22 protein-coding genes are annotated in these 17,835 nt (G+C 73.5%); 8 read left to right on the top strand and 14 right to left on the bottom strand.

All coding sequences use genetic code 11. The features are described 5' to 3' along the window. Positions 1-8: 8 nt before the first annotated feature. From pdxA to ACA514_RS25330, 7 genes are all read right to left on the bottom strand, one after another. Positions 9-1,010: a 4-hydroxythreonine-4-phosphate dehydrogenase PdxA gene (gene pdxA, locus ACA514_RS25360; protein ID WP_375043712.1), complete on the bottom strand. Its 1,002-nt coding sequence runs from the start codon at positions 1,008-1,010 to the stop codon at positions 9-11. Between the two features lie 4 nt (positions 1,011-1,014). Next, entirely contained in the window at positions 1,015-2,133 is a 1,119-nt protein-coding gene (locus ACA514_RS25355; protein WP_375043814.1) for a four-carbon acid sugar kinase family protein, read from the bottom strand. After that, on the bottom strand, positions 2,133-3,140 hold the full coding sequence (locus ACA514_RS25350; protein ID WP_375043711.1) for a 2-keto-3-deoxygluconate permease: 1,008 nt from the start codon (positions 3,138-3,140) through the stop codon (positions 2,133-2,135). Before ACA514_RS25350 ends, ACA514_RS25355 begins: the two co-directional genes overlap by 1 nt. Positions 3,141-3,347: 207 nt before the next feature. Then, positions 3,348-3,593, bottom strand: a complete 246-nt coding sequence (locus ACA514_RS25345; protein WP_375043710.1) for a hypothetical protein — start codon at positions 3,591-3,593, stop codon at positions 3,348-3,350. A gap of 76 nt (positions 3,594-3,669) precedes the next feature. Continuing rightward, positions 3,670-4,197, bottom strand: a complete 528-nt coding sequence (locus ACA514_RS25340) for a hypothetical protein (RefSeq protein WP_375043709.1) — start codon at positions 4,195-4,197, stop codon at positions 3,670-3,672. Positions 4,198-4,212: 15 nt separating this feature from the next. After that, on the bottom strand, positions 4,213-5,034 hold the full coding sequence (locus ACA514_RS25335; RefSeq protein ID WP_375043708.1) for an AAA family ATPase: 822 nt from the start codon (positions 5,032-5,034) through the stop codon (positions 4,213-4,215). Continuing rightward, a complete protein-coding gene (locus ACA514_RS25330; protein ID WP_375043707.1) occupies positions 5,027-5,590 on the bottom strand; it encodes a hypothetical protein in 564 nt (187 codons plus the stop codon). Before ACA514_RS25330 ends, ACA514_RS25335 begins: the two co-directional genes overlap by 8 nt. A gap of 469 nt (positions 5,591-6,059) precedes the next feature. Here ACA514_RS25330 and ACA514_RS25325 point away from each other — a divergent pair, with 469 nt between their 5' ends. Continuing rightward, complete coding sequence (locus tag ACA514_RS25325; RefSeq protein WP_375043706.1) at positions 6,060-7,394, top strand: MFS transporter; 1,335 nt, start codon at positions 6,060-6,062, stop codon at positions 7,392-7,394. 10 nt (positions 7,395-7,404) lie between these two features. On the opposite strand, the gene ACA514_RS25320 is transcribed toward ACA514_RS25325, so the two are convergent. Then, positions 7,405-8,037 (bottom strand): PaaI family thioesterase, encoded by a 633-nt coding sequence (locus tag ACA514_RS25320; RefSeq protein WP_375043705.1) that lies wholly within the window; start codon positions 8,035-8,037, stop codon positions 7,405-7,407. A gap of 146 nt (positions 8,038-8,183) precedes the next feature. Here ACA514_RS25320 and ACA514_RS25315 point away from each other — a divergent pair, with 146 nt between their 5' ends. Beyond that, positions 8,184-8,684, top strand: coding sequence for a DUF4870 domain-containing protein (locus tag ACA514_RS25315; protein WP_375043704.1), 501 nt, complete (start codon positions 8,184-8,186; stop codon positions 8,682-8,684). A gap of 7 nt (positions 8,685-8,691) precedes the next feature. Here ACA514_RS25315 and ACA514_RS25310 read toward each other — a convergent pair whose 3' ends face one another. Continuing rightward, positions 8,692-9,516 carry a TIGR03619 family F420-dependent LLM class oxidoreductase gene (locus ACA514_RS25310; RefSeq protein WP_375043703.1) on the bottom strand — a complete coding sequence of 275 codons (825 nt, stop codon included), beginning with the start codon at positions 9,514-9,516 and terminating at the stop codon, positions 8,692-8,694. A gap of 235 nt (positions 9,517-9,751) precedes the next feature. Between ACA514_RS25310 and ACA514_RS25305 the strand changes: the two genes are divergently transcribed. Continuing rightward, the gene (locus ACA514_RS25305) at positions 9,752-10,243 is read left to right on the top strand and encodes a DinB family protein (protein WP_375043702.1); all 492 of its coding nucleotides are present in this window, start codon (positions 9,752-9,754) and stop codon (positions 10,241-10,243) included. Between the two features lie 9 nt (positions 10,244-10,252). On the opposite strand, the gene ACA514_RS25300 is transcribed toward ACA514_RS25305, so the two are convergent. Further along, positions 10,253-11,008 (bottom strand): hypothetical protein, encoded by a 756-nt coding sequence (locus ACA514_RS25300; RefSeq protein ID WP_375043701.1) that lies wholly within the window; start codon positions 11,006-11,008, stop codon positions 10,253-10,255. Between the two features lie 193 nt (positions 11,009-11,201). On the opposite strand from ACA514_RS25300, the gene ACA514_RS25295 reads away from it, so the two are divergent. The 3 genes from ACA514_RS25295 (at position 11,202) to ACA514_RS25285 (ending at position 12,883) form a co-directional block, all read left to right on the top strand. After that, complete coding sequence (locus ACA514_RS25295; protein ID WP_375043700.1) at positions 11,202-12,281, top strand: hypothetical protein; 1,080 nt, start codon at positions 11,202-11,204, stop codon at positions 12,279-12,281. 138 nt (positions 12,282-12,419) lie between these two features. Continuing rightward, positions 12,420-12,644, top strand: coding sequence for a hypothetical protein (locus ACA514_RS25290; protein ID WP_375043699.1), 225 nt, complete (start codon positions 12,420-12,422; stop codon positions 12,642-12,644). Further along, positions 12,641-12,883: a type II toxin-antitoxin system RelE/ParE family toxin gene (locus tag ACA514_RS25285; protein ID WP_375043698.1), complete on the top strand. Its 243-nt coding sequence runs from the start codon at positions 12,641-12,643 to the stop codon at positions 12,881-12,883. Before ACA514_RS25290 ends, ACA514_RS25285 begins: the two co-directional genes overlap by 4 nt. Before the next feature lie 48 nt (positions 12,884-12,931). Here ACA514_RS25285 and ACA514_RS25280 read toward each other — a convergent pair whose 3' ends face one another. After that, positions 12,932-13,618 (bottom strand): cyclase family protein, encoded by a 687-nt coding sequence (locus ACA514_RS25280; protein ID WP_375043697.1) that lies wholly within the window; start codon positions 13,616-13,618, stop codon positions 12,932-12,934. Positions 13,619-13,663: 45 nt separating this feature from the next. On the opposite strand from ACA514_RS25280, the gene ACA514_RS25275 reads away from it, so the two are divergent. Both ACA514_RS25275 and ACA514_RS25270 read left to right on the top strand, forming a co-directional pair. After that, complete coding sequence (locus tag ACA514_RS25275; protein WP_375043696.1) at positions 13,664-14,491, top strand: HipA family kinase; 828 nt, start codon at positions 13,664-13,666, stop codon at positions 14,489-14,491. Beyond that, positions 14,488-14,889, top strand: a complete 402-nt coding sequence (locus tag ACA514_RS25270) for a DUF3037 domain-containing protein (protein WP_375043695.1) — start codon at positions 14,488-14,490, stop codon at positions 14,887-14,889. The genes ACA514_RS25275 and ACA514_RS25270 overlap by 4 nt, the downstream gene beginning before the upstream one ends. A gap of 4 nt (positions 14,890-14,893) precedes the next feature. On the opposite strand, the gene ACA514_RS25265 is transcribed toward ACA514_RS25270, so the two are convergent. From ACA514_RS25265 to ACA514_RS25255, 3 genes are all read right to left on the bottom strand, one after another. Beyond that, positions 14,894-15,802, bottom strand: coding sequence for a hypothetical protein (locus tag ACA514_RS25265; protein WP_375043694.1), 909 nt, complete (start codon positions 15,800-15,802; stop codon positions 14,894-14,896). A gap of 116 nt (positions 15,803-15,918) precedes the next feature. Continuing rightward, entirely contained in the window at positions 15,919-16,863 is a 945-nt protein-coding gene (locus ACA514_RS25260; RefSeq protein ID WP_375043693.1) for a hypothetical protein, read from the bottom strand. Positions 16,864-16,956: 93 nt separating this feature from the next. After that, positions 16,957-17,799, bottom strand: coding sequence for a GNAT family N-acetyltransferase (locus tag ACA514_RS25255; RefSeq protein WP_375043692.1), 843 nt, complete (start codon positions 17,797-17,799; stop codon positions 16,957-16,959). Positions 17,800-17,835 lie beyond the last annotated feature (36 nt).

Raw genomic sequence — 17,835 nt, 5'->3', positions numbered from 1 at the left:
TCCGGCCGCTAGCTCTCCGACCGCGCGGGCGCCAGCTCGACGGCCTGCCGGATCGCCTCGAGCATGCTCGCGTGGTCGGCGGCGCCCGTCCCGGCGATGTCGAACGCGGTCCCGTGGTCCACGCTCGTCCGGATGACGGGCAGGCCCACGGTGATGTTCACCCCGGCCTCCAGCCCCATGACCTTGACCGGCCCGTGCCCCTGGTCGTGGTACATCGCCACGACCAGGTCGAAGTCGCCGCGCACCGCGCGGAAGAAGACCGTGTCGGCGGGCAGCGGGCCGCGCGCGTCGATCCCGTCCGCGGTGAGCCGCTCGATCGCGGGCACGATCTTCGCCTCCTCCTCGCCGTGGCCGAACAGCCCATTCTCCCCCGCATGGGGATTGATGCCGCACACCGCGATCCGCGGCTCGGCGACGCCCGCCTTGACGAGCGTCGCGTGGCCGCGCCGCACCGTCCGCTCGACCAGGCCCGGCTCGATGCGCTCGACCGCGTCCACCAGGCCGATGTGGGTGGTCACGTGGATGACCTTCAGCTTCGGCGCGGACAGCATCATCGACACCTCCTCGGTGCCGGTCAGCGACGCGAGCAGCTCGGTGTGCCCGGGGAACCTGTGCCCGGCCGCGTGCAGCGCCTCCTTGTTGAGCGGCGCGGTGCAGATCGCGTCGATGCGTCCGTCCACGGCGAGCCGGACGGCGCGCTCGATGAACCGGTAGGCGCCCTCCCCGGCGGTCGCGCTCAGCTCGCCGAACGGCAGGTCGGCGGGGATGCAGTCGAGGTCGATGACGTCGACCGTCCCCGGCTCGTACGCCGCGTCCTCCGGGCCGTCCACGCTCCGCACGGTCAGGCCGGTGCCGGTGATCTCGACGGCCCTGCGCAGCCGCTCGGCGTCCCCGATGACGAGCGGCCGGCTCCCCCGCCGCACGTCCGGGTCCGCCAGCGCCCGCACGACGACCTCGGGCCCGACGCCCGCCGCGTCCCCCATGGTGATCCCGACGATCGGGCGTTCCATTGCCTCACTCCTCCTGATCGGAAACGGCGCGCAGCACGCGCGCCAGCGTCTCGCGGTCGCCGAACGCGCCCGCCTTGGTGACGAACAGCGCGTCCGTGCCCGGCACGCGCGAGGCCACCACCCCCGGTTCGGGCTCCCCCACCGGCCGCAGCTCGGTCGCGCCGAGCGCGGCCAGCACCGCCCGCGCGGTCTCTCCCCCGGTCGCGGCCAGGACCGCCGCGTCCGGTGCGGCTCCGGCGGCCGCCTCCGCCAGCGCCTGCGCGGTGGCGAAGGCCTGGCTCCGGTCGACGGGCGCGTCCGGATCGACCGACAGGACGACGTCGCCCTGCGCGAGCCCGGCGCGGACGGCCTTGCCCGCCTCGCCGGGCCCCGGTCCGTCCGGGCGCAGCGTCACCGGCGTCCAGCCGGCCTCGATCAGCGCCAGCCGCTGGGACCGCGCGAGCGCCGAGTAGCTGCCGACGACGACGAGCGAAGGACCCGCCTCCGCGCGGACGGCGCGCGGCGCGCGGGCACGCCCGGCGAGCGCCGCCGTGACGCCGCCGGACCCGACCAGCAGCGCGCCCTCCGGGACGGCCGCGGCCACCGCGTCCAGGTCCGCGTCGGTCTCGCCGTCGCAGACGATCACGCCATCGATTTGCGCGAAACGCGCATGGAGGTCCGGGGCGCGCACCTTCGCGAGCCCCATCGTCCGGACGCGCATCCCGGCCTCGCCCAGCAGCGCCGCCACGTCCCCGCCGTGCCGCCGCTCCGGAAGGGGCCGGCCATCGACGTGCACGACGCCGCCCAGCGTGGTCCGCCCGGTCGCGGGGAATGCGGGCACGACGACGACGAGCCGCGCGCCCAGCGCCTCCGCCGCCGCCGCGACCTCCGCCCCGACGTGCCCCCGCAACGTGGAGTCGATCTTCTTGACGACCCGGGCACCGGCCCGCTCCGCGCGCCGCACGGCCGCCCGCACCCGCGCCTCCGCCACGTCCTGCGGCGCGTACCGGCTGTCGGTGTCGGCGGCGACCACGCACGCGTCCGGCCAGGCGTTCTCCGGGTCGAGCGCGACGGCGGCGCCGGCGAACGCGACCACGCTGTCGGCCGCGCCGGTCAGGTCGTCGGCGACGATGACGGTCCGCATCACGCGGCCCCGCCTTCCTGGCCGTCCACCGGCTCGTCCACCCGTTCCTCCTCCTCCCGGTGCCGTACCCGGCTCGCCCACCAGGCCGTCAGGATCGGCACCAGGATCGCGGTGACCACCACCGCCGCCGCGACCAGCACGGTCGCGCGCGCGGCGGCGTCCTTGTAGGCGGGATTGGCGCCCGCCACGATCGCCGGGACCGCCGCCGCGTTGCCCGCCGTGGACGCCGCGGCGAGGCCCGCCACGCCGCTGCCGCCCGTCAGCTTGTCCGCGGTGAACAGGATCGTGCCGCTGAAGAGGACGACCGCGACGCCGAGCCCGAGACCGAGCAGCCCGGCCGTCCAGACGCTCTCGAGGTCGATGCCGGCGCCGAGCGCGAAGGCGAAGAAGGGGATGAGCACCGGGGCCGCGCCGCCGAGCCAGCGGCGCATGTCGTGGTCCAGGTTGCCGAGGACCGCGCCGACCAGCAGCGGCAGCAGCGCGCCCACCAGCGTCTGCCACGGGAACGCCGACAGCCCGGCGACGCCCAGCGTGACCATGGTCAGGAACGGCCCGGACTCGATCGTCAGGATCGAGTACGCCGCCACGTCCTTCGGCTTGCCGAACTGGCCCATCAGCGCCATGTACAGGCCGCCGTTGGTGTCGTTGATCGCCGCGACGACCGCCAGCGTCGAGATCCCCGCGAAGAACCCGCCGCTCACCGGGCCCTCGCCGAGGAAGTGCCCGAGCACCAGCCCGACCAGGATCGACGCGACGACCTTCGAGGCGAACAGCGCGCCGCCCTTCTTGACGATGTACGGCGTCGCGCGCACGTCGATGCTCGCGCCCATGCACACGTAGAAGACGGCGAGGATCGTCAGCGACCCGCTGAACAGCGCGCCGGTGAACGACCCGAAGTAGTCGCCCGCGCCGGGGAACAGCGTGTGCACGACCGCGCCGAGCAGCAGCGGGACGATCATCATCCCGCCGGGGACCCGCTCCAGGCTCTTCTTGATCGGCACTTGCATGGCGCACTCCCGTGACAACGCTTCCCGGGACCGCGCGTCCCGGAGACACCGTGCAGCCTACTGCGCGTTTCGCGCAGAATAACCACCCACTTTGCGCATACCACGCGCGTCGATGCCGGCGGCGGCCCGGCGCCACGACCCTCGGAGCGCACGCGAAAGGGCGGACGGTCCGTGTGCCGGACCGCCCGCCCTCGTGGCCTCCGGGCGCTACTGCCGGCTCTTCTTGAACATGAGGTAGCCGGAGATGACGCGGTAGGCGCCGTAGAGCATCGGGCCCCAGGCGACGGCGTACACGCCGCCGCTCGGGCCGGACGCGTTGCCGTAGGTGATCAGCGTGATGAGCAGGCCGGCGAGGAACCACGCGGCGCCGAACCCCATGCCGCGCTTGCCCTTGGCGTCCCAGATGCGCCGCTGCTCGCCGCTGACCTGCTGGTAGTGCGGCGCGGGCTGCACCAGCTGCTGGTAGTGCGGAGCCCAGGGATCGTGGCAGTCGCCGCCCCGTCCATCATTCCTCCGAGCGGGAAGGGCGTCAGCCCTGGCCGGCCAGGTTGACGCCGACGGTGACCTCGTCCAGTTCGGGGATGCTCATCGTGGTGCCGTAGAAGCCGCTGCGCCACTGCACGCGGTCGGCGTTGCGGAAGCCGAGCTCCCGGTTGACCCGGGCCCGGTCGACACCGGGCGCGTAGCGGGAATGGACCACTTTGCGGAGCCCGAGCTCGCGGGTGACCAGCTCGAACTTCTGCAGCGCGAGGTCGATCTCGGTGGACACGCCGCCGTCCCAGCCGGCGTCGACCTGGACCATGTCCCGGCCGGCCGACATGTGCATCGTGTTGCGGTCCCAGTCGATCCTGATGAACAGCTCGACGTGGCAGGCGTCGGCGCCGTCGAGCCCGTAGACGGAGATCTCGCTGATCCAGCGCCTGTCGACGCCGACGAGGAGGCGGCGGATGAAGTCCCGGTCCTGGGAGCTGCGCGCCAGGACGCGCTGGACCTGCAGTTTGATGAGCTCGGCACGAGCGTAGGTCGCCGTGTACGTGGCGGTCCTGGCGATGACCATGCCTGTTCCTTGTGGTTAGGAGGAGAGGAAGTCGTGGGCCGTGTCGGCGGCCATGCTCTTGGCCACCACGAGGATGTCCTCGATCGGGTGCGGGCGGTCGTCGATCCGCACCCTGCTGCGCGAGACCAGGCTCCTGGCGAGGTCGCCGAGACCGTGCCGGTAGAGGGCCGTGGTGAGGGCGGCGTCGTCCATCCGCCGCCGCACCGCCGCCCAGAAGGAGATGGGCTCGTCGGGGAACCGGCGCACGAGGTCGCCGGCCTGCGTCTCGCTCAGCCAGGGGAAGAGCGAGTGCACCGCCGACGCGCGCTCGGCCGGCTGCATGCGCCAGCTGAAGATCCGCATGCGGCCGCTGCGCCGCAGCGGGGCGTACAGGCGGGTGAAGTCGTTGCCCGTCAGGATGACCGGGGTCCGGCGGACCCGCCGGCCCTCCACCCGGGCCGGGTAGTCGGCCAGGTGCATCAGTTCGGTGATCAGGTTCTGGGTGTTCACGGTGTACTGCGTCAGCTCGCCCCAACTGCCGATCGCGGCGTCGGCGTCGTTGAGCAGCACCACGGCGGGGGTCCCCGCGTCGGCGTAGCCGCCGGCCTCCAGGTAGGCGGCCCGCATCCGGGCCGCGGGCGCTCCCGCGTTCGGGCTTTCCAGTTCACCGCCGGACAGCAGGACGGTATGGATTCCGGCGTCCTCCAGGATCCGTTCGGCCTGGTAGGTCTTTCCCTCGCCCGGCGGCCCCTGGATGCCCAGAAGCAGCGGAGTGCCCGGCTGGACGTCGGGCCGGAAATTGGCGATCAGATGCAGGCCGACCGCATCGGAGAAACGCTGCGCTATCGCTTCAGCCACGCCCGGATTCCCTCCGGCGCCGTTCCTTCTCCCGCAGCACCTCGGCCGGCAGCCCGAGAACCTCGGCGCGCAGATCCGGTGCGGAACCGGCGGGGGCGGGCCGATCCGGCGGGATCAGATCGCCTTCGGCGGGTTCGCTGCCGGAACCGGCCACCGCCGCGGAACCGCCCATCGGCGGCGCGCCGGGAGCGGGCGCCGGCTCGCCGGCGGCGAGCGGAAGCCCCAGCTCGCGCCGCCGGGCGGCCACGCTGTTGACGAGCTCCTCCAGCGCCGCCTGCGGATCGGGCAGCGACCTGCGGATCCGCCCGGACGGCCGGATGACCAGGCGGTCGTCCCGCCAGGTCAGGTCCCGGTCCTTGCCCACGACCGCGTCGAGTTCGCGGACCGCGACGCCCATCGCCTGCCGGCTCTCCAGCGCCCGGTTCTCCTTGACCTTGCTCTCGATGAGCGCCACGATCTCCCCTCGGTTGCGCTCCGTCTGCCTGTTGGTCAGCAGGCCGCTGATGTAATTGCTGAGGACATTTCCGATCACGCCGAGCACAAAGGCTTCGATCAACTCCCGGCCTCGCATCCCGTTTTGAGGGCGAACACCATATGGGACGCCGGTTCGGTGACGATGGTTCACCGCAGAATGCGGCACGGCCCGGCGGATGTCCCCGAGGACGAAGATCGGAAAGGGAGCCGCGGCGATGCCCGTATTTCCACGGGGCCGGTCTCGGCGGCGCGCCGATATGATCGAAGATTTCGCGTGCCGTCCGGCAGTGGTGATCGTTGTTCGCGACCCGAACAACTTCCCCATTCGTGCCTAATGCCGGATAGGGCATCGCGCCTCGATCGTCCGCGCCGGCCCGGCCCGTCGCGTCCCTGGTCCGAGCCCGGAACCGGACGCCGCGCCACCGGCGGTCCACGGGCGGTCCACGAGGCGGTCCACCGGCGAAAGAAAGCGGTTTCCGGGTGCGGCGGGCCGGGAATCCCCGTGATCACAACGCTGGGACCGGCGGGGGCGGTCGGAAGGGATGGCTCCCATGGCCTCAGATCCCGGGGGCGCGGGCACGGCCCGCGCGGCGGGCGGCGAACGGCGCCGGCAGGTGCGGCTGGCCGCGGTGTCGAGCGTGATCGGCACCTCGATCGAGTGGTACGACTTCTTCCTCTACAACACCGCCGCGGCGATCGTGTTCAAGGACGTGTTCTTCCCCGCGTCGAGCGACTACGCGGGGACGCTGTCGGCGTTCGCGACGTACGCGGTCGGGTTCGCGGCGCGGCCGGTCGGCGCGGCGATCTTCGGGCACTGGGGCGACCGGCTCGGCCGCAAGGCGATGCTGATCGTCACCCTGGTGCTGATGGGGATCTCCAGCGCGCTGATCGGGGTGCTGCCGGGGACGGACTCCATCGGCGCGGCGGCACCGGTGCTGCTGGTCGTGCTGCGGATCCTGCAGGGCATCGCGGTCGGCGGCGAGTGGAGCGGCTCGGTGCTGCTGTCGATGGAGTGGGGCGACCGGAAACGGCGCGGGCTGATGGCGAGCCTGCCGCAGATCGGGGTGCCGATCGGGCTGATCCTCGGCACCGGGATGATGACGGCCATCGCGCTGTCGGCCGACAAGGCGTTCAACGACTGGGCGTGGCGGGTGCCGTTCCTGTTCAGCCTGGTGCTCGTCGCGGTCGGGCTGTTCGTGCGGGTCCGGGTGATGGAGACGCCGCTGTTCGCGGAAGTCGTGGAGAAGCGGGAGGTCTCCCGGGTGCCGGTCGTCGAGGTCGTCCGGCGGCACCCGAAGGAGATCCTGCTGAGCGCGCTGCTGCGGTGCTCGGAGCAGATGCCGTTCTACATCTTCACCTCGTTCGCCCTGACCTACATACACAAGGACCTCGGGATGAAGCAGGGGCTGGCGCTCAGCGCGGTGACGGCCGCGGCCGTCCTGGAGCTGTTCACCATCCCCGCGGCCGGGCATCTCGGGGACCGGGTCGGCGGGCGGCGCGTGTACGCGGTGGGGTCGCTGCTCATCGCGGTGTTCGCGTTCCCGTACTTCGGGCTGATCAACACCGAGTCGGCGGCGCTGGTGGTCATCGCCGTGGTGGTGGCGCAGATCCCGCACGCGATCCAGTACGGCCCGCAGGCGTCGCTGATCGCCGAGAGCTTCCCGACGCGGCTGCGGTACGGCGGCGCCGGCATCGGCTACCAGCTCGCGTCGGTCATCGCGGGCGGCCCGGCGCCGCTGCTGGCGACCTGGCTGCTGCACGACTACGGCTGGTGGGCGATCGCGGTCGCGATGATCGTGTCGTCGGTGCTGACGCTGGGCGCGCTCGCGCTGCTGCCGGACCCGCGGCGGGCGGGGGCCGTCCGGGAGGCCGCCGCGCCCGCCTGACCGCTCGTGCTCAGCGCTCCTGGACGAGGAAGTGCTGCGGCGTGACGAACATCGCGGTGGCCTCGACGGTGACGCGGCCGTCGGGGCCCGCGATCGTCCCGGATGCGTAGATCTTGCGCCCCTCGACGCGGCTGGCCTTCGCCTCGACGGTCAGCGGCACGCCGAGCGGGGTCGGCCGCCGGTAGCGCAGCTCGAGGGTCGCGGTCATCCCGCCGGTGCCGGTGTGCGCGGCGGCCATGCCGAGCGCCTGGTCGAGGACCATCGCCGACACCCCGCCGTGCACGTACGACGGCGGCCCCTCGTAGACGTCGCTGAGGGTGAACTCGGCGCGGACGATCCCGTCCGCCGTGACGTCGAGGTCGACGGGCGGCGCGACGGGGTTGAGGACGCCGCTGACGGGGTTGCCGCCCTGCCGGTCCATCCGGTGGCCGTCGGTGACGAGGAACGGCGGCGCGTCCCGCCGCACGGCCCGGAGCCGGGCGGTGAGCGCGGCGACCTCGTCGGCGACGGCGCGCGCCTCGCCGGCGTCGACGCCGGTGAGGACGGCGGCCTCGGTCAGCTCGCGGACCCGGGCGGCGAGCCCGGCCAGCGGCGCCGCCTCGTCCTCGCCGAGCATGTGCCGTTCGGTCATCGCCCCGCTCATGCAGCCTCCTTCTGAGCCGAACGAGATTCTAAAATGCGCGGGCCGATGCCCGGTGCGCCGGGTCCCGCCCAGCGGGCGGACCGGCTCGGCCGGCCGCTGCCTATGATTCATGCGACGACCCGTCCGCAGGCGCGAAGGAATCCCCCGTGACCGACCAGCCACCGCCCTACGGCCAGCCGTACGGACAGCCGCCGGGGCAGCCCCCCGGCCCGCCGCCCGAAGGGCCGTACGACTCGCAGTGGGGGTACGGGCCGCCGGGCGTTCCCTACGGACCGCAGTACGGTCCCCCGCGCGACAACGACGACACGTGGGCGATCTTCGCCTACGTCGGCACGCTCGTGGTCTCGTTCATCGCGCCCCTCGTCATCTACCTGGTGAAGATGCGCGACTCGCCGTTCGCCCGCTTCCACGCGGCGCAGGCGCTGAACTTCCAGCTCACGATGCTGATCCACCTGCTCGCGGTGGCGGCGGTCTGCGTCCCGCCGACGATCATCACCGAGCAGCCCGCGTTCCTGATCCCGCTGATCCTCCCCTACCTGGAGCTGCTCATCGGGCAGTGGGTGTTCCTCATCCTCGGCGCGGTGAAGGCCGGCAAGCGCCAGTACTACCGGTTCCCGACGTTCTTCTGCTTCCGCATGATCCGCTAGCCGCGCGTCACAGGTAGGCGCCGGCGTACTCGTCCAGCACGGGGAGGACGGCGTCGCGCCCGCCCGCCGGGACGCGCAGCACGACCTCGCCGACGCCGATCGAGGCGTAGTGGTCCAGCTTCGCCGCGCTCGGGACCGTTCCGAACGGGACGACCGGGACCATGTCGCGTCCCGCCTCCGCGCAGGCGCGGCGCAGGTCCGGCAGCGCCTCGCGGATGCCGGCGCCGCCGATGGGCAGCCACCCGTCCCCGTACTCGGCGATGTGCGCGAACAGCGTCGGCCCCGGGGCGCCGCCCAGCAGCACCGGGACGCGCCCGGCGGGCTTCGGCCACGACCAGCTCGCCTCGAAGCTCACGAACTCCCCTTTGAAGGACGCCTCGTCCCGCGTCCACAGCTCGCGCATCGCCAGCACGTGCTCGCGCACCACCGCGCGCCGCCGCTTCCACGGGACGCCGTGGTCGGCGCCCTCCTCGGCGTTCCAGCCGTAGCCGACGCCGAGCGCGACCCGTCCGCCCGCGAGCCGGTCGAGCGTCGCGACGGCCTTCGCGGTGACGATCGGCTCGCGCTGCGCGGGCAGCAGGATGCCGGTCCCGAGGGTGATCCGCTCGGTGACGACCGCCGCCGCGGCGAGCGCCACGAACGGGTCGAGCGTGCGCGCGTACTCGGGCGCCAGGGCCGCGTCGCCGGTCGGCGGCGCCGTCGTCCGCGCCACCGGGATGTGGGTGTGCTCGGGAATGTACAGCGAGGCGAACCCGCGCTCCTCGGCCTCCCTGGCCAGCTCGTGCGGCGGCATGGTCAGGTCGGTCGCGAACATGGTGATCCCCAGCCGCACTACGGCCTCCCTCTCCCTCGGTCGGCGCCACCCTACTTTTCCCTGATCGAGCATTCGCTCAGCGGTCCCACCGACAGGGAGCGGTCGCCGGCGCCCTTTGCCGGATCGGCAAACCAATGGCACGTTTCGCGCCAGGCCCGGCAAGGGTGGTGCACGACCGACCCGGCGAGGAGGGAATGATCACTCGAACCGCCCGCTTCTGGAGCGGGCATCCGACGGATCCGCAAGGAGGACGATGAGCACAAGGCGGAAACGCGACACCGGACCGCCGTCGACCGGGCCCGGAGAGAAGGAGGTGCTCGCCGGGTTCCTCGACTACCTGCGCGCCGCGATCGCGGCCAAGGCCGAGGACGTGCCCGAAGACCAGGCCCGCGCCCCCGGCGTACCGTCGGGGACGAACCTGCTCGGACTCGTCAGGCACCTCACCTACGTGGAGCGGTGCTGGCTGCTCGGTGAGGACGTCCCCGACTGGAAGGCCACGTTCCACCCCGCCCCGGGCGACACGGCCGAGAGCATCCTCGCCGCCTACCGGGAGACCAACGCCGCGGCGAACGAGCGGATCGCCTCCTGGGACGACCTGGCCGAAGCGGGCCCCCGCCCGGTGAAGCCCGGCGGCCGCGCGCCGTCCCGGCGCTGGACGCTGACCCATCTGATCGAGGAGACCGCCCGGCACGCGGGGCACGCGGACATCCTGCGGGAGCTCATCGACGGCGCGACCGGCCGCTGAGCTCGCGCGTCAGGCGCCCGGGAACGCGCAGACGGCGAGGGTCGCGTCGTCGTGGATCTTGCGGCGCGGCCACCGCCGGCCCTGCGGGTCGGTGCGTTCCGCCTCTCGGGTCCGTTCGACGACGGCGGCGGGGCCGTGCTCCGCGGCCAGCCGGGCCAGGCCCGGCCAGTCGGTGACGCCGAAGGTGTCGGCGAGCCGCGTCGCCCCGTCCGTCAGCATCACGATCCGGCGCAACTCCCCGACCGGCAGCGTCCCGGTGATGGCGAAGTCGGCCACCGACGGGTCGGCCGCCGCGTAGTAGGGGCCGCCGGTGATCTCCTCGACCTCGCCGGTGGTGCGCTCCAGCAGGACCGTCGAGTCGGCGAGGACCAGGTAGTCCACCAGGTCGCCCCGGACGCGCACGGCCAGGACGGTCGCCGCCGGAGTGGCCGGGACCGTCAGGTCGCAGGTCGCCCGATGCGCCGCCGCGACGTCCGCGACGGCCCCGGCCAGCCGCGCCACCAGCGGCCTGCGGCCGGGCCGGTGCGCTCCTTCCGGAGGCGCCACGGGCGGCGCGGCCTGCGGGCCCAGGCCGTCCAGCATCCTTGCGAGCAGCCGCGTCCCGAGTGAGCGTGAATACCAGGCCGTCCCGTGCACGCAGCCGAGGTCGGTGCCGAGCGGAAGCCCGCACCCGTCGAGCACCACCACGGCCCCGCCGGCGGCCGCCACGAAGTCCTCGTTGAGCCGCTCGGGACTCCCCTGGTCCGTCGCCCACGAAACCCGCACCGGGTCTCCCTCCGTCGCGCGTCCTCGGCCTCCCATGATGGACGGCGCCGCCTCGCCGCCGTGCGCGAACGGTCGACCTTCGGCTCCCGCGTCCGGCGACTTTGGTCGGGGCGGGTGTGGCCTGGTGGTCGCTGTCCGTACGCGCCGTCCCGGAAAGACTCGTCGCAGGCGGCCCGAGCAGCGAGGAGCACCCATGGCACAGGCACCGATCACCCGCAGGACGGCGCTCGCCGGGACGGCGGCGGCCGTCGCGTACGGAGCCGCGGTCCGGCCGGCGCGGGCCGCGGCTCCGGGACGGCGGCTGCCGCAGCGCGGCGTCAACTACGACACCGAGCGCGAGGTGTGGAACCCCGCGTACGTGCGGCGCGAGATCCGGGCGATCCGCCGCGACCTGCACTGCAACGCGCTCATCATCCTCGGCTCCGACCTGCGGCGCCTCATGCTCGCGGCGCGCTGCGCGGCGGATGAGGGCATGTTCGTCTGGTTCGAGCCGCGCCACTTCGACAGCGACGCCCGCGCGACGCTGCGGTTCGTCACGTCGGTCGCCCGGGAGGCCGAACGGCTCCGCCGCGCGCGTCCCGGCGTCGGCCTCTCACTCGGCTGCGAGCTGACGATCTTCATGGCCGGGCTCGTGCCCGGCAAGGACTGGCAGGAGCGCGCCGGCAACCTCGGAACGCCCGCGGGCGCGGGGTACGGCGAGCGGCTGAACGCGTTCCTCCGGCAGGCCCTGCGGGCCGTCCGGCCGCTGTTCGGCGGGCGCCTCACCTACACGTCGGGCGTCTGGGAGGACGTCGACTGGCGCGGCTTCGACGTGGTCGGCGTCGACCTGTACCGGGACTCCTCGAACGAGGCGACCTACGTCCGCGACGTGCGGGCGCTGCACCGCTTCGGCAAGCCCGTCGTCATCACCGAGTTCGGGTGCTGCACCTACCGGGGCGCGGACGAGCGCGGCGGCGACGGGTTCGACATCGTCGACTGGACGCAGGATCCCCCGGTCGTCCCGCCGGGGTACGTCCGCGACGAGAGGGCGCAGGCCCGCTACATCGCCGAGCTGCTCGACGTCTACGAGGCCGCGGGCGTGCACGGCGCGTTCGTCTACAACTTCATCGACCCCGGCTCCCCGACCTCGCCCGACCCGCGCCACGACCTCGACATGGCGGGATTCTCCCTGGTCAAGGTGCTTCCGCCGGGCTCGCGGCTCGGCTACGAGAAGACCGGTCACTGGGAGCCGAAGCTCGCGTTCCGCACACTCGCGCGCCGCTACGCGGACTAGCGGACGAGCCCGTCCGCCAACTCGCGAACACGATGGGTGATCGTCTATATCCTCAACGTCATGAGCGAGCTACCGATCCACGATCGGCCCCCCATCGCGCCCCACAGGCCGCAGCACCACCCGGATACCATGACCGCCATGGACGAGCTGCCGGCGGACGAGCCTCGCAACACGATTCACCTCGGAGACGAGACCGCCGTCGTCGTCCCGCTGGACGAGTACCTGCGCATGCGGGAAGCGCAGATCGAGGCCGAAGGGCTGGCCGCCCTTCTCGAGCACCACCGGCGGAAGGCCGACGGCACCAATCCGCCCGGCATGACGACCGACCAGGTTCGCGAGTTGCTCGGCCTCGATGGGGCATGAGCTACGCCATCGTCTGGGAGACCAAAGCGACGGGCATGCTCTCCCGCTTCCTCGATGACCCGAAGGGCACGAAAGCGGTCCTCGACGCCGTTGACCAACTCAGCGAGGACCCGCGGCCCCGGTCCGCCTTCCCTTATGGCGACGTCGATCGACGTCTGCGCGTGGACCGGTACCGCGTCTGGTACGCCATTGATGACCGGGCAAAGGAGATTCACGTAGCTTACGTGGACCGTGTCTGACACACGGATGAGGCCGGTGCTCATCATGACGATGCCGCGGTGGCGTTGTCATGGTGAGTTTTCTTTGTGGCGGCCGAGGCGGGCGACGGCGCGGACGGGGGCGCCGTCGGCGGCGGCGAGGGCTATCGGGAACAGGGAGACCTCGAAAGGGCGGCCCTCGGCCTGCGCGGCCACGAGCGGCCCGAGGCCGGTGAGGTTCTCGGCGATGACGGCGCCGGCGCCGCAGAGGACGCGGTGGGCGGCGAGGGAGAAGTCGTCCGAGCCGGGCGGCGGGGTGCGGTCGACGCTGAGGGCGTCGATGCCGACCGTGCGGACACCGGCGGCGACGACGGCCTCGGCGGTCTCGGGCGACGGGTAGGGGTGGGCGAGGTAGTCGTCCGTTCCCCAGTGCGACGACCAGCCGGTCGCGATGAGGAGGACGACGCCGGGGGCCAGGCCCTTCGGGAGCAGGTCGGGCGGTAGGGGGGTCCGGGGCGGCAGGGCGCGGGCGTCCATGACGACCGCCGGGCCGGTGAAGCGGGTCAGGGGCAGCTCGTCGAGGCGGGGCAGCGCGTCGTCGATGTGGAACGGGGCGTCCACGTGGGTGCCGGTCTGCGACCCCATGTGCAGGCGCAGGACGTTCACGCCGGAGTCCGCGACCGTCAGGGCCGGGACGGCCTCCACCTCGGGGTCGCCCGGGTACACCGGCATCCCCGTGGTGATCGGGACGGACAGGTCGAGCAGCTCAACGGCCATGCCGCCGATTATCCCGGCCGCACGCGCACCCGGTAGCGTTGCGGCGTGTTGCCACATGTGACCGCCATCCGGTACGTGACGCCGCTGCGCGAGGGCGGGTCGCTGCCGGGCGTCGTCGAGGCCGACGATCTCGGCACCTATGTCATGAAGTTCCACGGCGCCGGGCAGGGCCGCAAGGCGCTGATCGCCGAGGTGATCGCGGGCGAGCTGGCCAGGCGGCTCGGCTTCCGGGTGCCCGACCAGGTGCTCATCGACCTCGACCCGGCGATCGGCCGGCACGAGCCCGACCCCGACGTGCAGGACCTGCTGAAGGCCAGCCCCGGCTGGAACCTCGGCGTCGACTTCCTGCCCGGTTCGCTCGGGTTCGACCCGCTCGGCTGGAAGCCGGACCGGCTGTTCGCGTCGCGGGTGCTGTGGCTGGACGCGTTCATCGGCAACGTCGACCGGAGCTGGCGCAACCCGAACATGCTGGTCTGGCACGGGGACGTGTGGCTCATCGACCACGGCGCGAGCCTGATCTTCCACCACGCGTGGGCCAACGCCGCGCGGCTGTTCTCCGGCCCGTACGACGTGGACGACCACGTGCTGACCCCGTTCGCCACGCGGCTGGAGGAGGCGGAGGCCGACCTCGCCCCGAGGATCACCGAGGAGCTGCTGCGCGAGGTCACCGGGCTGGTGCCCGACCTGTGGCTGGAAGGGGAGCCGGGGTTCGCGGGCCCGCAGGAGCTGCGGGACGCCTATGTGGACATCCTGCTGCCGCGCGCCGGCAAGCCGCGCGGCTGGCTGCCCGACCTGGACGTCAGCGCGCACCGGCCGGACACCGGGACGCGGCGCGGGGAGAACCGTCCGGGCTGGCTGGGCGGCCCCTCGTGAGCAACATCCGGAGCGCGGGCGAGCCCACGGTGTTCGAGTACGCGGCGCTGCGCGTCGTCCCGCGGGTCGAGCGGGGCGAGAGCATGAACGTGGGCGTGGTGGTGTACTGCCGGGCGCTGGACTACCTCGGCTGCCGCACCCACCTGGACGAGCGGCGGCTGCTCGCGCTCGACCCGGCGCTGGACCTGGAGGGCGTGCGGGCCGCGCTGAAGGGCGTGGACGCGATCTGCTGCGGCGGCGAGGGCGCCGGGCAGGCATCGAAGGAGGCGCCGGGCGCGCGGTTCCGCTGGCTGACGGCGCCGCGCAGCACGATCGTCCAGCCGGGGCCGGTGCACGCCGGCCTCACCGGGGACCCGGCCGCCGAGCTCGACCGGCTCCTCGGCCTGCTCGTGACGTGACCGGCTAGGACCACTCCCAGCGGATGCCGTGGTAGCCGGCCGGCATGCCGAACTCGATGAAGTGGACGTTGTGGTAGCTGGACAGCCGCAGGTCGGCGGCGTCCTCCAGGGCGGTGTGACCGTCCGGGCGCCAGGTCCGGTAGCAGCGGGCGGGCAGCGCGGCCGGGTGGAAGCCCACCTCGATGAGGTACTCGTGCTGGGGGGTGCGGAACCCGCGGCCCTCCTCGGTGACGGGCGGGCCGGTCTCGTCGAATCCGAAGCCGTACTCGAGCAGGTACGTCTCGCCGCGTCCGAGGGCCCGGTCGAACAGCAGCTCGGCGGCGATGAGGCCGCTGGAGGCGTCCATCCGGACGCGGCCGAAGCGGCAGCCGCGCGCGGTCCGCGACGACGGCAGCAGCCCGTGCGGGTGGTGGTAGACGGCGATCCAGCGGTCGACGCCGCGCTGCTGCGCCTGGAACACCGCGCGGGTGCGCACCTCGCGCAGTTCCCGGCGGCGGCCGATGACGTGCTGGTCGTGCAGGCTGAGCCCGGTGAGCCGGCGCTCGCCGCCGTCGCCGATCTCGTCCAGCAGGTCGCGGACGCCGGGTTCGGGACACAGCTCCTCGATGGGCGGCCACGGCCCCGGCGGGCGCTCGGCGTTCGGCTTGAGCAGGGTGAGCAGGGAGTGGCGGGGCAGTTCGAGGATGACCTCCAGGCCGCGGACGGCGCGCAGCGAGCCGGCGCGTTCGGGACGGGTCCGGCCGCGCTGCCAGTAACTGAGCGTGGACAGGCTGACGGCGACGCCCTGCGCGTCGAGGCGGCGCCGCAGCGATTCGAGGCTGAGGCCGCGGGCCTGGATGGCGGCCTGCAACGCCACGTTGAACGGGCCGTACCGCAGGACCTGGAGGAGATCGTCCTCCGCGACGCTCTGCACTGCTCGGCCTCCGGATCCGCTCCGGCCGGCCCCCGCCTTACGGCCTTGACTGATGGGCTTGCAACTTTCAGCCTCACTGTAAGGCCCGGGGGACGGCAAGTCGACAGCCGGTTCGGTCACTGCCACTCCCATTCGATTCCGACGATGCCGTGCCGGACGGCCCCGACCGCGATGTTCGCGCTCCCCGACGTGCCGATCCACAGCTCGCCGAACCGCCGCCGGGGCGCGCCCGGCCCGTCGGCGGTGAAGCCGTAGCAGCGGGCGGGCAGCCGTCCGGCGGCGAACTCGACGACCGCGACGTAGTCGTGCACGGGACGGGAGAAGCGCCGGTCGTAGCCGTCCGGCGGGCCGGGCGGGCGGGGGCCGGACGGCCGCAGGTCGTACTCGACCACCGCCGTGTCGCCGGCCGCGAGCACGCGGTCGAAGACCAGCTCGAACGCCGTCAGCCCGCCGCCGGCGCGGACCCGTCCGGGCCGGCAGTACCGGACGGCGGCCAGCTCCGCCGTCGCCGCGTCCCCGGGCGGCTCGGCGGGTTCGTCCGCCGGGTCGGCGGGGCCGGTGCGGTGGACGCAGACGACGCGGTCGATGTCGTCGCCGGCCGCCCGCAGCACGGCGCGGACCGACAGGGTCCAGCTCCGGCCGTCGGCGCCGAGCCGGTAGACGTCATGGACGCCGAGCCGTTCGAGCCGGTGGTCCCCGGACCGGTCGAGCTGCCCGACGAGCGCCGCGTACCGCCGCGGGTCCGGCCACAGCTCGCTCGCCGAGGCGGCCGGCGTCATGGGCGGCAGGGCGGACGGCGCGGTGGGCGGCGCGCCGCCGGGCACCCCGGGGGCGGGCGCGGCGCCGTCGAGCAGGCCGGTCAGCGTGCCCGGCGGCACCCCGAGGACCTCCTCCAGGGTGGCGACGGTGGCGCGGGACCGGGGGCGGCTGCGGCCGCGCTGCCAGTAGCTCAGCGTGGCCACGCTGACGGCCACGCCGCGCCGGCCGAGCCGGTGGCGGATCCGCTCCAGGGTCAGCCCGCTGGCCTGGACGGCCTGCCGCAACGCCACGGCGAACTCCACGGCCGGATCGTATCGGCCGGGGGGCATCGAGTCAGGCATCCATCGCAGATCCGGCAGACAACGACAAGTCCGGCGGCATCACGCGGCGGACGGTCAGAACAGGACCGACATGAACGAGCCGTACTCGGCGAAGCCGACGCGGCGGTAGGCGGCCCGTGCCCGCGTGTTGTAGTCGTTGACGTACAACGACACCGTCGGCGCGATGCTGCGCAGCGCCTCCCGCACGACCGCCGACATGCCCGCCACCGACAGGCCCTGCCCGCGCAGGTCCGGCGGCACCCACACGCCCTGCACCTGGCAGGCGCGCGGGGTGACGGCGCCGACCTCCGCCTTGAACATGACCCGGCCGTCCTCGATGCGGGCGAACGCGCGGCCGTCGCGGATCAGCTCGGCGACCCGCGCGCGGTACAGCACTCCCCCGTCGCCGCTGTTCGGGGAGACGCCGACCTCCTCGGTGAACATCGCGACGCAGGCGGGGTAGACGACGTCGAACTCCTCCATCCGCACCCGCCGGACGCCCGGGTCGGCGGGCACGTCCGGGACGGTGGAGGTCGCCATCACCGGCTGCGCCGCGCGGACGGCGCGCGGCGGCCCCCAGTACGGCGCGAGGATCTCCCACAGGTCGCCGACCGCGTCCACGGGCCCGACGATCGACGAGCAGCGGCGGCCCTGCGCCTGCGCCCGCTCGGCGAACGCGCGGACGGCCTGCGGCCCGGCGGCGACCGGGATCAGGTTGGCGCCGGAGTAGCACAGCGCGGACAGCCGGCCGTCGCGCATGTAGCCCCACATCTGGGCGCCGAGGCGGCGCGGGTCGAGCCCGGCCGCGTGCACGCGGGACCCGACGAACACGTTGGCCACCGGGTCGGCGTCGAGGATCGCGAGCGCCTCCGCGCGGTACCGGTCGTCGAGGACCCGTACCGGCAAAGACCCCAGCATGCGCACGGCTACCGGCTTCCGGCCCGGACCGCGCCG

Origin of the sequence: Actinomadura sp. NTSP31 (genome assembly GCF_041951385.1) — a bacterium.
GTDB classification, from domain to species: Bacteria; Actinomycetota; Actinomycetes; order Streptosporangiales; family Streptosporangiaceae; genus Spirillospora; species Spirillospora napierensis.
This window is presented reverse-complemented; position numbering and strand designations above follow the sequence as displayed.

Bases quoted from the DNA above. Each gene is read 5' to 3' on its own strand.
- ACA514_RS25340 (WP_375043709.1), bottom strand. From the start codon at position 4,197: ATGGTCATCGCCAGGACCGCCACGTACACGGCGACCTACGCTCGTGCC.
- ACA514_RS25325 (WP_375043706.1), top strand. From the start codon at position 6,060: ATGGCCTCAGATCCCGGGGGCGCGGGCACGGCCCGCGCGGCGGGCGGC.
- ACA514_RS25305 (WP_375043702.1), top strand. From the start codon at position 9,752: ATGAGCACAAGGCGGAAACGCGACACCGGACCGCCGTCGACCGGGCCC.
- ACA514_RS25350 (WP_375043711.1), bottom strand. From the start codon at position 3,140: ATGCAAGTGCCGATCAAGAAGAGCCTGGAGCGGGTCCCCGGCGGGATG.
- ACA514_RS25355 (WP_375043814.1), bottom strand. From the start codon at position 2,133: ATGCGGACCGTCATCGTCGCCGACGACCTGACCGGCGCGGCCGACAGC.
- ACA514_RS25280 (WP_375043697.1), bottom strand. From the start codon at position 13,618: ATGGCCGTTGAGCTGCTCGACCTGTCCGTCCCGATCACCACGGGGATG.
- ACA514_RS25285 (WP_375043698.1), top strand. From the start codon at position 12,641: ATGAGCTACGCCATCGTCTGGGAGACCAAAGCGACGGGCATGCTCTCC.
- pdxA (WP_375043712.1), bottom strand. From the start codon at position 1,010: ATGGAACGCCCGATCGTCGGGATCACCATGGGGGACGCGGCGGGCGTC.
- ACA514_RS25320 (WP_375043705.1), bottom strand. From the start codon at position 8,037: ATGAGCGGGGCGATGACCGAACGGCACATGCTCGGCGAGGACGAGGCG.
- ACA514_RS25295 (WP_375043700.1), top strand. From the start codon at position 11,202: ATGGCACAGGCACCGATCACCCGCAGGACGGCGCTCGCCGGGACGGCG.
- ACA514_RS25255 (WP_375043692.1), bottom strand. From the start codon at position 17,799: ATGCTGGGGTCTTTGCCGGTACGGGTCCTCGACGACCGGTACCGCGCG.
- ACA514_RS25290 (WP_375043699.1), top strand. From the start codon at position 12,420: ATGGACGAGCTGCCGGCGGACGAGCCTCGCAACACGATTCACCTCGGA.